The sequence below is a fragment of the Pseudomonas sp. 1L-B-1-E-C1 genome, assembly GCF_057291835.1.
Genome location: NZ_JBXAWN010000001.1, coordinates 381,726 through 395,020, shown reverse-complemented (window position 1 = coordinate 395,020; position 13,295 = coordinate 381,726). Strand labels below are relative to the sequence as shown.

Here is a 13,295-nt window from a genome sequence, read left to right as displayed (position 1 = left end):
CCACTTATCTGTTAACCCAATCAAACCTGTGGGAGCGAGCCTGCTCGCGAAGGCGTCCGGCAGGGCGCCACAATCACCGGGTCAAAGCACGGGCCAGAAACGGCGCAGTCTTGCTCTTCTTGTTCGCTGCGACTTTCTGCGGTGTGCCGGCGGCCACAATCCTGCCGCCCTGATCACCGGCGCCGGGGCCGATGTCGATCACCCAGTCGCTCTGCGCGACTACACGCATTTCGTGTTCGACCACAATCACCGTATGCCCCGCCGTCACCAGCGTATCGAGCTGCTCGAGCAACCGATCGACATCCCTTGGATGCAATCCCGTAGTCGGTTCATCCAGCACATACAAGGTCGCGCCACGCTGACTGCGCTGCAACTCGGTCGCCAGTTTGATCCGCTGCGCCTCGCCGCCGGACAACTCCGTAGCCGGTTGCCCCAGGCGCAGATAACCCAGGCCAATATCCCGCAAGACCTCCAGCGATCGACGAATCCCCGCCTGTTCGGCAAACACTGCCACCGCTTCATCGACGGTCAATTGCAGCACCTGGGCGATGCTCAAGCCTTGCCAGAGAACCGCCAGTGTCTGCGGGTTGTACCGCGCGCCATGACAGGTCGGGCACGGCGCATACACGCTGGGCATGAACAGCAACTCAACGCTGACAAAACCCTCACCTTCACAGGTGGCGCAACGGCCCTTGGCGACGTTGAAGGAAAACTGCCCGGCGTCGTAGCCCGCTGCTTGCGCCTCGGGCGTCGCGGCGAACAGTTTGCGCACGTTGTCGAACAGCCCGGTATAGGTCGCCAGATTGGAACGCGGTGTGCGGCCGATGGGTTTCTGATCAACCTGCACCAGCCGCTTGATCGACTCCAGCCCGGCGGTGATCTGACCAGTGCTGGGGGTTGGCGTGTCATCTTCCAGGCTCGGTTCTTCTGACTCGGCCTCGGCGACCGGACGGCCTAACTGCGCGCCCACCAGTTCCAGCAGCGCCTGACTGACCAGACTCGACTTGCCGGAGCCCGATATTCCGGTCACCGAGGTGAAACAGCCCAAGGGGAATTCGGCGCTGAGATTATTCAGGTTGTTGCGCGTGACGCTGTTCAGCTTCAGCCACCCGCTCGGCTTGCGCGCGGCGCGCTCAGGGCGCTGGTTTTCGGCGAAGAGATAAGCGCGGGTCTGCGAATCTGTAATATCAGCAAGTCCCGCAGGCGGACCGCTGTACAACACCCGCCCACCCTTCTCGCCCGCTGCCGGACCGACATCGATCAGCCAGTCGGCGCGGCGCATGGTTTCGACATCATGCTCGACCACGAACAGCGTATTGCCGTCGGCCTTCAACCGCTGCAACGCCTCGAACAGCGCCTCGCCATCCGCCGGATGCAGACCGGCAGACGGCTCATCCAGTACGTAGATGACCCCGAACAGCTGCGAACCCAGTTGCGTGGCCAGGCGCAAACGCTGCAGCTCGCCAGACGACAAGGTCGGCGTACTGCGTTCCAGCGCCAGATAACCCAGGCCGAGATCGGTAAGCGTACTGACGCGCTCCAGCAGATCTTCAGCGATGCGTTGCGCCGCCAGACGTTTTTCCAGCGACAGGTTCGGCGTGTGGCGCACGTCCGGCGCGCTGGCATGACCACTGGCGCCATGGGCAACCCGCTGCTGACGGGCTTCGCGGGTTTGCGCATGACTGAGGGTGTCGCCGCTCTCCTCGGCCTGTTCAAGATAACTGGTGGCGGCCACCGGCCGCAGCACTTCGGCCACTTGCAGCAATGGCATTTGCGAAAGCTCGCCAATATCGTAGCCAGCAAAGGTGACCGACAACGCCTCGCGCTTGAGCCGCTTGCCCTCGCACAGCGGGCAGGGACTGCCGCGCATGAACTGCGAAACGCGCTTCTTCATCAGCGCACTTTGCGAATGAGTGAAGGTGTGCAGGATGTAGCGCCGGGCGCCAGTGAAGGTGCCCTGATAACTCGGTTCCATTTTGCGTTTGAGGGCGACACGGGTTTCTTCCGGGGTCAATCCGGCGTACACCGGCACCGTTGGCGTTTCTTCGGTAAAGAGAATCCAGTCGCGCTGTTTTTTCGGCAGTTTCTTCCAGGGAATATCGACGTCGATGCCCATCGTCACAAGGATGTCGCGCAGGTTCTGCCCTTGCCACGCCAGCGGCCAGGACGCCACGGCACGCTGGCGGATGGTCAGGTTCGGGTCAGGCACCATCAGCGCTTCGGTCACTTCGTAGACGCGGCCTAGTCCGTGACACTCCGGGCAGGCGCCCTGCGGCGTGTTCGGTGAAAAATCTTCGGCATACAGCATCGGCTGCCCCGGCGGATAACTGCCGGCGCGCGAGTAGAGCATGCGGATCAGGCTCGACAGCGTCGTCACGCTGCCCACCGAGGAACGCGCGCTCGGCGTGCCCCGCTGTTGTTGCAGGGCGACGGCGGGCGGCAAACCTTCGATGGAATCGACATCCGGCACGCCAACCTGATCGATCAGCCGCCGTGCATACGGCGCCACCGATTCGAAATAGCGCCGCTGGGCCTCGGCATACAGCGTGGAAAATGCCAGTGAGGATTTGCCCGAACCCGAGACGCCAGTGAACACCACCAGCGCATCGCGCGGAATGTCGACATCAACCTTCTTCAGGTTGTGTTCGCGGGCGCCGCGCACGCGAACCATGCCGGCGGGTGCTTTGGAATTGCGCTTGGAAGTCATCGGCCTGCCTTTATTGAAAAACCGTTGCGGCGCTCGGCCTCAGGTGCCGAGCACCTCGCAAATCATCTGCAGCAACGCTTGCGGACTGTAGGGTTTGCCAAGCAAATGCGTGTCGGGACTGAGCTGGTGGTCGCGGGAAATGATGTCGCGGGTGTGGCCGGAGGTGAACAGCACCGGCACCGGTGGCGTCTGCACTTTGGCCCACGCGGCAAGATCCGAACTCTTGATCAGGCCGGGCATGACCACGTCGGTGAAGATCATGTCGATCTCGATGCCTTCCAGCAACATTTGCATGGCGACATCGCCGTTGCCGGCCGTCATTACCCGATAACCTTCTTCACGCAACAACTCCACCGTCGAAGCTCGCACTGCGTCGTTGTCTTCCACGACAAGAATGGTTTCGTGGCCGCCGCCCTTGCGCTCGCCGACACTGACCGACTCTTCGCGGACCGGGCGCAGACTGCGCGGGAAATACAGCTGCACCCGCGTGCCTTCGCCTAGCTTGCTGTCGATCTCGACGTGGCCGCCGCTCTGTTTGACAAAGCCGAAGACCATACTCAAACCGAGGCCGGTACCCTGTCCGTCGGCCTTGGTGGTGAAGAACGGCTCGAAGACCTGCTCGAGCATCTGCGGAGCGATGCCCACCCCGGTATCGCTGACCGCAACGCGGACATACTCACCGGCAACGATGCCTTTGCCAGCACAGAATTCACTGTCCAGGCGCACATTGTCAGCGTTGAGACCAATAACGCCCTCGCCTCTCATCGCATCGCGAGCGTTGATCGCCAGATTGAGAATGGCGTTTTCCAATTGATTGCGGTCGACGTTGATGTGCCAGGGCTGCGGCGGCAGTTGCACGTCGATCTGAATGGTTTCGCCCAAGGCCCGTTGCAGCAATTCGCCGACACCTTCGAAAATCTGCTGCGGATTGCACACTGCCGGTGACAGCGGTTGCCGACGGGCAAACGCCAGCAGTTGCGAAGACAATTTGGCACCGCGTTCCACGGCCGCCAGCGAGGCGCCGACCCGACGTTGCACGTTGGCATTGTTCGGCTCATGCCGGGCGAGCAGATGCAGATTGCCGGCAATCACTTGCAGCAAGTTGTTGAAGTCATGGGCGACACCACCGGTCAGGCCACCGATGGCTTCGAGCTTCTGCGATTGCCGCAACTGCTCTTCAGCTGCCAGCCGCGCATCCACTTCGGCGGCCACGCGATGTTCAAGGTTGCGGGTGAATTTGAGCAGTGATTCTTCGGCATTCTTGCGTTCATGAATGTCGATCAGTACACCGGGAAAACGAAACGGCTTGCCCTGTTCATCAAACTCGCAAGCACCACTGGCCAGCACCCACAAATACTGGCCGTCGGCACGCTGTACGCGGTATTCGGCGTTGTACGGTTCGCCGGTGCGCATGGCGTGGGTGACCCGCTCCTGAACCCATGGCAGATCATCGGGATGAATGCGCGACTCGGCGATGTCTTGTTGCAGATCGCTCAGGTCCTGATCCGCCGGGTAGGAAAAGGTACGAGCGAAACGCTCATCGGCGGAGAACCGATTGTTTTTTATATCCCAGACAAATGAGCCAAGCAGCGCTCCGGCATTGAGTGCCAGACGCACGCGTTCGTTGTCGGCGCGGTAGGCATTCTCCGCCGCTTGGCGCAAGCGCTCGGAATGCACCAGCTCGGTGGTCTCGACGACCATCGCCATGACGCCGCCGGGCACCCCTTCATCGTTGGCGACCGGGCTGTAATACAAATCCATCCAGACGTCTTCCGGCACGCCGTCGCGCAACAACACCAACTCCTTGTTGCGGTAGGACAAAGTGCCGCCGGCCAGGCAGGTGTCAACGACGTGGCGGTTGAAGTCGGCGACTTCCGGCCAGCCCAGCTCTACCGGGGCGCCGAGCAGGTAAGGATGGCGCCCGCCGGCGAATTCGGAATAGGCGTCGTTGTAGATCATGTAACCGGCGTTGCCCCAAAGCATGACCATCGGCAACGGCGAAGCCAGCATCAGTTGCACGGTGCTGCACAGGCTGGCCGGCCAGTCGGCAAGCGGACCCAGTTCGGTATGGCTCCAGTCGAACGCACGAATGCGTTCGGCCATTTCGCCTTTCCAGCCATCACAGCCGTGGCTTTCGGATAAAAACTGCATCGCCTGACTCAGTGTCCTTTTGCGGTTTTCCGATCAATCGCACGCTTGAGCGACGCGACGCCCGTGTGTTTCGAGCGCCTGAGAGCGCATTGGTTTCATTAGAGGTATAGCCGATTTCCAACGCGCACCGATTCAGATGCCAATCAAGTGTTTGAGCGGGTGGTAACCGGTTTTCATTTTCGCAGCGACGTCGAGAATCGCCTTCTCGATGCCGTTGAGGTGCGTGCAGGTCAGCTCGATGGCGGCGCTCTGATTACCCGCCTCGATGAACTCGAGCAAACGCAGGTGTTCATCATCACGGCAGGCCTGGTGACTGTCGTCGTCCAGCGCGGCGGCGTACAACGAAGCGCGGGAGATCAGCTTCTGGAACCAGTCGAGCAGCACCGGATTGTTCAGGCTGCGCGCCAGTTTGATGTGGAACTCGCCGAGCAGATGGATCAAGCGTTCGTGATCGCCCGCGGCATGGGCGGCATCTTCCAGCAACAGGTGTTCGCGCAGACTTTGCAGCGCAACGGTGTCCTTGCGCCGGCACAGTTCGGTAACGATACCGATCTCGATCAGTCGCCGGGTTTCGAACAGCGAACGGATCTCTTCGTCACTGGGCAGCGACACCGATGCACCTTTGTTGGGCTCGGTGGTCACCAGGCCATCGGCCTCCAATTGCTTGAGCGCAGCGCGCACTGACGTGCGACTGACATTGAACAGCTCGGCCAACGAAGCTTCACCCAGCTTCATGCCGGGACGCAACGAACGCTTGCTGATCGCCGCGTACACCCCTTGGTAGACGCGGTCGACCGTGGTTTCCAGTTTCTTTTCGGGCATTCGAACACTCCTTCAGCATCGGGCAGCCAGCTCTTGGCAATGGCTGGCCATGGAAAAAGAGTGGCAGACGCAGATTAATCCGGGCATGTCCAAATTGCATTTATATATTGCATACCGGCGGGTGATGGCGCTGAACATCGACCAGTTGCGGGAGGTCGTTTTGGCGAGATGTTGGATTATCTGCCGACCCACTCGTTGCGAGCGTGGGCAGTAGCGAACGGATCTGGCTTTGCGCCAGATAAACCGACAGAGCGACGCGTCCCCCTGTGGGAGCGAGCCTGCTCGCGAAAGCGGTGTGTCATTCAACGGTGATGTTGACTGAGAGAAAGCTTTCGCGAGCAGGCTCGCTCCCACAGGGATTTATGGTGTTATCTCAGTCGGTGCCGTACTTCGGCGAACGCGGGCCGTACAGCAGGCCCGCCGGATGCCCGGCCGAGAGCAGACGATTGCTCGCCACGCCAGCAATCGGGTAGCCGGCATCGGTGGCGCTGTTGATAACCTGCTTCACCGCCGCCGTGATCAGCATGCCGATCAGACCGCCACCGCCGTTGTTGCCGCCCTCTTCGCTCGACGCCCGCGCGGTACCGGTCCACAACGCGGTACCGGTTTTAAGGTCGACCAGTTTCGCCGTCGCGGTCACCGCAGTTTCGCTGCTGATCACCATGTAACGCGTGCCGTATTCGGTCACGGTGATGTACAGCGCTGCGTCCGCACCGAAGATTTCCTTCAGTTTGCCTGGCGGGGCCTGATGGATGTCGTCCGGGGTTGTCAGGCCGTTCTGGCGGAAGGTTTCGTCCACCAGGGTGATTGGCAGCACGTAGTAACCGGCTTCGGCCAGCGGGAACGTCACTTGCGACAGCAGACTGTAGGACGCCTTCACATCCGGCGAGGTGTTCAGCGGTGGCAGCACCAGAATGGTCTTCGGTCGCGCCTGCTTATAGGCCGAGTAATCCACAGTCTTGGGGGCGACACAGCCAGCCAGCACGGTCAGGGCCAGACCGGCGGTGAGCAGCTTGAAGGTACGCGCGATCATTTCGCGACTCCGGTCTTGGCGTTCTTGAGCAAAAAGTCCATGTATGTGCCGGACTCGGGGAACAAGGTTTTCTCGGTATTGAACTGCTGCACCATCTGATCGTCCTTGCCCATGCTCAGATAGAGCAAGCCAAGGTGCGCGTGGTAACCCGGCGGTACGGACTTGCCGGTGGAACGGATTTTCTGCAGGTCACGCTCCAGCGCTTCGGCCTGGGCTTCTTTCGGCTCTTCGCCTTTGAAGTATTCGTACACCTGGGGCTCGTAGCCTTCCCACTGGTAAAGGGTTTGCGGGCCGGCACAACCGGCCAGCAAAGCGCTGGCGGCCAGGGTCAGCGCCATCAACGAGCGCGACAAAGTCAGATTCATGGGTTGTAGCTCCTTGCAATGGGCGTCGATCAGTTGCCCGGTTTCCAGGCACCGGCGTTCATGCCATCGACCAGACGATTGATCGCCTCGCGCATGGCCAGATCCAGTACTTTGCCGTTGAGGGTCGAATCGTAGGCAGCAGTGCCGCCAAAGCCGATGATTTCGCGGTTGGACAAGGCGTATTCGCCGGCGCCCTGAGTCGAATACACCACTTCCGAAGTGCTGATGTTGACGATGTTCAGGTTGACCTTGGCGTAGGCGACCTGGGTCTTGCCACGGCCGAGAATGCCAAACAACTGGTGATCGCCGGTCTCTTTGCGGCCGAATTCGGTGACGTCACCGGTGACCACGTAATCAGCACCTTTCAGACGCTGGGCCTGGCCCTTGATCGCGGCTTCCTGCTGGATCTCGCCCATGTTGTCGCGATCCAGCACGCTGAAACGGTTGGTCTGCTGCAAGTGGGTGATGAGGATGGTCTTGGCCTGGCCGCCGAGACGATCGACGCCATCGGAGAATATCCCGCGCATGTAGCTGGAGCGGTTGTCGAACTTGCCCACGGCCATTGGCACACGAACGCCGGTCCAGACCTGAGTGGCGCTTTCAACCTTGGCCACCGGCAGCGGGCGGGAGCTTTCGGTGGCGCAACCGGCCAGTGTCGTGGCAAGGGTACCAAGCACGGCAATCGCAACGCCTGAGACCAGCATTCGGGAGATCATTCTCACTGAGTATTCCTTTTGAAAAACGGGGGTGTCCCGGCACGGCAAGGCGCTCGGGAGCTGAAAAGGGGCGGCATTATGACAAAGTGCCATCATTCGCGACAGGCTTTTTTGACGCCAATTAACTGGCTGCTCCGGACTTGATCGTTCCCTCGCTCTGCGTGGGAATGCAGACACGGACGTTGCGCGTCAGCTGTGACGCGGAGCGTCACGGGAGGCGACTCCATGCAGAGCGCGGAAACGATCGGACGGGGTTGTCAACTGTCAGGTTTGACAGTTTACGACCGGCAATTGCCGGCATAGGTTGGGGAGGCGTTGCTGGACCCGATTCGTATAAATGGCACCCCGTTGCCAAGGAGCTGCACATGCTGACGGAACATTTTCTCCCACAAACCCGAACCAATCCTTCATCCGGTACAGTCTGCGCTGATGTAACAGGTGAACCGGCCTTCAATGCCGATGGCCTCAACTTCGCCTTCGACTACTACACCACCGATAAAAAACTGCGCCTGACCCTCAGCGCCGTTCAGACAATTGAAGATGAACAAGAAAACACCGTCATCAGAGGCATTGAGATGGTATTCAATTCCGACATGGGCAGTGGCACCCATGCCATCAAGGAGGGGAAGTTCTCTGCCACATGGTGGAAAATGCGGGCCGATGGCGCTGACACCTTGTTTCAGACTTACAACGCGGACAGCGGCTCGATCAGCCTGTCCTTTGATCACGAACGAGAACTCTATGAAGGCAGCTTCTCCTTCGAATCCAATGGACCGGGTTCCGCCAGTGCAATTATCAAGTCGGGCAGCTTTTCTATCGTAGGGCGGGATAATTTCACCCTGTGACCGCTGATGATCCTGTAGGAGGTGCCGAAGGTAGTTACCGGCCCAAGCCGATGGAGGCGTGAGCCTGCGCACGGTGGTAGTGAGTCAATCGACACCTGTCGTGACAGACAGATCGCTATCGCGAGCAGGCTCACTCCTACAGGGGTTTGGCTTGAGGAAGGAATCACTGAAAATCCCGGCTCTGCACGTGAATGCCGTTGAGCAGTGGGCTGAGGTCGCTCATGCGTCCGGCGATCAGATGGCGTACCTCGCCTTCGCGCTCCCAGCGGCCGTCGACCTTGAGCAATTGCGAGCCGACCAGCACTTGTCGCTGGCGCTCGGCCAGATCACGCCAGACCACCACGTTGACGTTACCGAACTCGTCTTCCAGCGTCACGAACGTCACGCCGCTGGCCGTGCCGGGGCGTTGCCGTCCGGTGACCAGCCCGGCCACGCTCACCGGCCGACCATGTTCAATATCCAGCAACTCCCGCGAACTGCGGCAACGCCGCGCCTGCAATTCGCCACGCAACAACGCCAGCGGGTGCGGCCCCAATGTGGTGCCCACCGTCGCGTAATCGGCGTGCAGATCTTCGCCGACGCTGGGTTTTGGCAGGACGATTTTGACTTCTTCTTCATTGGGCAGGCCGGCGAACAGGCCAAGTTGTTTCTGCACCCCCGCCACTTCCCAGCGCGCACGATGGCGGTGCCCGGCCAGACCGCGCAAGGCGCCGGAGTCCGCTAATAACGCCTGCGCACGGCTGTCCAGGGACGCCCGCTCGCCCAGATCAGCGACATCGGCAAACGTTCCGTGTCGGCGCGCAACTTCGATGCGTCGGGCGTCTTCTTCGCGAAAGCCTTTGATCATGCGCAGGCCCATGCGAATCGCCGGTTGTCCGGCATTCAGCGGTTCGAGGCTGCAATCCCAATCGCTGGCCCGCACGTCCACCGGGCGGATCTGCAGTTGGTGCCGGCGTGCGTCCTGCAGAATCTGGTCCGGACTGTAGAAGCCCATCGGCCAACTGTTGATCAGCGCACAGGCGAACGCCGCCGGCTCATGACACTTGAGCCAGCAACTGGCGTAGGTCAGCAAAGCGAAACTGGCGGCGTGGGATTCGGGAAAGCCGTAACTGCCGAAACCCTTGATCTGCTCGAAGATCTGCGCGGCGAATTCCGGGGTGTAGCCGTTTTTTTTCATGCCGGCGGCGAGGCGCTCCTTGTGCGGCTCCAGCCCGCCATGGCGTTTCCACGCGGCCATGGAGCGGCGCAGCTGATCGGCCTCGCCGGGGCTGTAATCGGCCGCGACGATGGCGATCTGCATGACTTGCTCCTGGAACAATGGCACGCCCAGGGTTCTTTTCAGCACGACTTCGAGCGCTGGCGATGGATAGGTTTCTGCCTCTTCCTTATTACGCCGGCGCAGATACGGATGAACCATGCCGCCCTGAATCGGCCCGGGCCGGACGATCGCTACTTCAATGACCAGATCGTAGAACGTTGCAGGTTTCAGGCGCGGCAGCATCGACATCTGCGCGCGCGACTCGATCTGGAACACGCCGACGGTATCGGCGCGGCTGATCATTGCGTAGGTCGGTTTGTCTTCGGGCGGGATCGTCGCGAGCGTCAGATCCAGTTCGCGATGCCGGCGCAGCAGGTCGAAACAACGACGGATCGCACTGAGCATGCCCAAGGCGAGGATATCCACCTTGAGCAGGCCGACCGCATCGAGGTCGTCCTTGTCCCATTGAATGATCGTACGGTCGACCATCGCCGCGTTTTCGACCGGCACCAGGGTGTCCAGCGGCTGCTCGGAAATCACGAAACCGCCGGGATGCTGCGACAGGTGCCGGGGAAAGCCGATCAGTTGCCCGGTCAGGCTCAGCACCCGACGCAGTACCGGGCTGTCCGGGTCGAAGCCGCCTTCGCGCAAGCGATCCAGCGGCGGCGTTTCATCACTCCAGCGGCCGCAGCAATCGGCCAAGGCATTGATCTGATCCGGCGGCAGGCCGAGGGCCTTGGCAACATCGCGCACGGCACCGGTGGCGTGGTAGGTGCTGACCACCGCCGTCAGCGCCGCACGCCGCCGGCCGTAACGGTTGAAAACATATTGCAGGACTTCCTCGCGACGCTCGTGCTCGAAATCGACGTCGATGTCCGGCGGCTCGTTGCGTTCCTTGGACATGAAGCGCTCGAACAGCAACGTGGTGCGATCCGGGTCGATCTCGGTGATACCCAAGGCAAAACACACCGCCGAGTTGGCTGCCGAACCGCGGCCCTGACAGAGGATGTTCTGCGTGCGGGCGAAGCGCACCACGTCGTGCACGGTGAGGAAGTAGCTTTCGTAACCGAGTTCGGCGATCAGCTTCAGTTCTTTATTGATCTGTCTGAGCACTTTGAAGGGCGCGCCTTTTTCCCAGCGCCAGGCGATGCCTTGCTTGGTCAGGTGCCGCAACCAGGAACTGGCGCTGTGGCCCTCGGGCACCAGCTCTTTCGGGTACTGATAGCGCAACTCGCTCAAATCAAAGGTACAACGACGGGCCAGTTTGACCGATTCATCGAGCAAGGCCGGCGGGTACAGTTCGCGCAACTCATCGAGGCAGCGCAAATGCCGCTCGCCATTGGGGTGCAGGCGCAGACCCGCTTCAGCCACGGGGACGTGATGACGGATCGCGGTCATGGTGTCCTGCAAGGCACGGCGACCTCGGGCGTGCATGTGCACATCGCCGCTGGCCAGCGCTGGAATCTGCAGCTCAGCCGCCAGAGCCAACAATGCCGCCAACCGCTGCTGATCGTTCTGCCCGCGATGCAGCTGAACCGCCAGCCAAAGGCGTTCGCCGAAGGTCTGTTTCAGCCAGCGCCCCTCTTCGCGATCATCCACTGAATCCGGCACCCACAGCACCAGCAAACCCGGCAGCGCTTCGGCGAAGTCTTCACGAAGCACCTGATACTGGCCTTTTTGCGTACGCCGCCGAGCCTGAGTGATCAAGCCGCACAGGGCCTGATAACCGGCAAGGTTTTCCACCAGCAGCACCAGTTTCGGGCCGTTGTCGATGCGAATTTCGCTGCCGATGATCAGCGGCAACTCCACAGACTTCGCCGCTTGCCAGGCACGAACGATCCCCGCCAGGGTGCATTCATCGGTGATCGCCAGCGCTTGATAACCGTGCTTTTTCGCTCGCTGAAACAGCTCAAGGGCGCTGGAAGCCCCACGCTGGAAGCTGAAGTTCGACAGGCAATGCAGTTCGGCATATCTCGCGTTCATGCGAACCAGCCCTGCAGCCACAACGGACCGCCCTCACCTACTGCGCGCCAGGCCCAGCCCTGCTGACCGGCGCGGTTCTGGATCAGGTAGTAATCACGCCGTACATCGCCACCGTCCCACCAACCGGATTCGATACGCTCCGGTCCCATGAGAATCCGCGCCGAACCTTCCGCCACGCTTTGTGGTTCGTTGAGCAGCCAGCCCGGTCGCTGGACACTGGGCAACCCTGTACAAGGCTGTTTGTCGACCCCGCTCTGCCATGCACATTCTGGGCGGTGATCGGCCTGGAAACGCAACCCCTGCACCGCGTCATCGCCCAGCCGTGCGCGCAGGCGTTCGCGCAATTGTTCCCAGGGCAAGGTCTGCTGCGGGCGGTCGTCGAACAGTTCCTGATACTGCGGAACGAAACTCGGCAGGTCTTCGGCGCGCAAGCGAAAACCACGCACCGGCGCCTCGACCTGTACTTGCTCAAGGCGCCCACGGGCCAACTCAAAAAGCATCGCCGCATCACGCTCGGCACTGAGCAGGCCGACCTTGATCACCGTGTCCGCCAGCCCGGCGTGTTCCAAATGCAGATCGAAGCGCTGCACACCGCTGTCGCGCCCGCAGAGGAACGCCGACAAATCGCCGGTCAGGCGTCGTAACGGGAACAGCAAGGCCTGATGCGATTGCACGTCGAAATTCAGTTCGATGCGGATATCGAAGCGGTCTGGCGGCAGATAGAACGCCAGCGCCAGAGGGCGTGCGCCGAACAGCGTGTCGAGGTGTTTGAGCATCTGCGCCTCGAAGCGCCGGGCCAGTGCCTGGCGTGGCAGGCTTTGCACCTGACTGAGATTGCGCAGGCCCATGCGCGACAACGCCGTAGCGACATTGGGTTCCAGGCCGACACGGTCGACCGGCAATTGCCCGAGGTGATGCTGCAAGGCTTCGCCGTCCGGCACCACCAGGCCATCGTAGGCGTTGGCCAGCACTCGCGCCGCCACCGGGTTCGGCGCGGCAACGATGCGGTGGCGAAAACCCAGGTCTTGCAATTCCTGGCGCAGGCGAGCTTCAAATTGCGGCCAAGTACCGAACAGACCGAGGCTCGATTCGATCTCGAACACCACGGTGCGCGGGTAATGCACGCTGACCTGAGCACTGAAGCGATAGGCCCACGCAGCAAGAAACTGCTGCCAGTGCTCGACCTCTGCCACTTCATAATCGGCGGTGGCAAAGCCTTTGCTCATGGCTTGCGCAGCGGTCATCGACATGCCCGGACGCAGACCGAGTTTGCGCGCCGCCGGATTCACCGCTTGCAGCACCCGGCGCTGGGCCGGGCCGCTGAGCAGCACCAGCGGTTCTTCAGGGTCGGGCCGCTGACGCAGCACGGCGTCGAGGGCCAATTGTGGAAACAGAATACATACCCAGCGCATGAC

9 protein-coding genes are annotated in these 13,295 nt (G+C 61.2%); 1 reads left to right on the top strand and 8 read right to left on the bottom strand.

The genetic code is table 11. From position 1 onward, the window contains the following. Positions 1 to 73: 73 nt before the first annotated feature. The 6 genes from AC0Z4S_RS01630 to AC0Z4S_RS01605 all read right to left on the bottom strand — a co-directional run bounded on the left by AC0Z4S_RS01630 (position 74) and on the right by AC0Z4S_RS01605 (position 7,794). Entirely contained in the window at positions 74 to 2,707 is a 2,634-nt protein-coding gene (locus AC0Z4S_RS01630; RefSeq protein ID WP_485621797.1) for an excinuclease ABC subunit UvrA, read from the bottom strand. A 39-nt stretch (positions 2,708 to 2,746) separates the two neighbouring features. Next, positions 2,747 to 4,858 carry an ATP-binding protein gene (locus AC0Z4S_RS01625; protein ID WP_485621796.1) on the bottom strand — a complete coding sequence of 704 codons (2,112 nt, stop codon included), beginning with the start codon at positions 4,856 to 4,858 and terminating at the stop codon, positions 2,747 to 2,749. Between the two features lie 132 nt (positions 4,859 to 4,990). Next, positions 4,991 to 5,680, bottom strand: a complete 690-nt coding sequence (locus AC0Z4S_RS01620) for a GntR family transcriptional regulator (protein ID WP_253501189.1) — start codon at positions 5,678 to 5,680, stop codon at positions 4,991 to 4,993. 373 nt (positions 5,681 to 6,053) lie between these two features. Beyond that, positions 6,054 to 6,713, bottom strand: a complete 660-nt coding sequence (locus AC0Z4S_RS01615; RefSeq protein WP_485621795.1) for a DUF799 domain-containing protein — start codon at positions 6,711 to 6,713, stop codon at positions 6,054 to 6,056. Beyond that, entirely contained in the window at positions 6,710 to 7,078 is a 369-nt protein-coding gene (locus tag AC0Z4S_RS01610) for a DUF4810 domain-containing protein (RefSeq protein WP_485621794.1), read from the bottom strand. The genes AC0Z4S_RS01615 and AC0Z4S_RS01610 overlap by 4 nt, the downstream gene beginning before the upstream one ends. A gap of 29 nt (positions 7,079 to 7,107) precedes the next feature. Then, positions 7,108 to 7,794: a CsgG/HfaB family protein gene (locus tag AC0Z4S_RS01605; protein WP_485621793.1), complete on the bottom strand. Its 687-nt coding sequence runs from the start codon at positions 7,792 to 7,794 to the stop codon at positions 7,108 to 7,110. Between the two features lie 365 nt (positions 7,795 to 8,159). On the opposite strand from AC0Z4S_RS01605, the gene AC0Z4S_RS01600 reads away from it, so the two are divergent. Further along, complete coding sequence (locus tag AC0Z4S_RS01600; RefSeq protein WP_485621792.1) at positions 8,160 to 8,639, top strand: hypothetical protein; 480 nt, start codon at positions 8,160 to 8,162, stop codon at positions 8,637 to 8,639. A 163-nt stretch (positions 8,640 to 8,802) separates the two neighbouring features. Here the strand turns inward: AC0Z4S_RS01600 and AC0Z4S_RS01595 are convergent, their stop codons facing one another. Together AC0Z4S_RS01595 and AC0Z4S_RS01590 are read right to left on the bottom strand one after the other, a co-directional pair. Next, entirely contained in the window at positions 8,803 to 11,880 is a 3,078-nt protein-coding gene (locus AC0Z4S_RS01595) for an error-prone DNA polymerase (RefSeq protein ID WP_485621791.1), read from the bottom strand. After that, entirely contained in the window at positions 11,877 to 13,292 is a 1,416-nt protein-coding gene (locus AC0Z4S_RS01590) for a Y-family DNA polymerase (RefSeq protein ID WP_471879782.1), read from the bottom strand. The genes AC0Z4S_RS01595 and AC0Z4S_RS01590 overlap by 4 nt, the downstream gene beginning before the upstream one ends. Positions 13,293 to 13,295 lie beyond the last annotated feature (3 nt).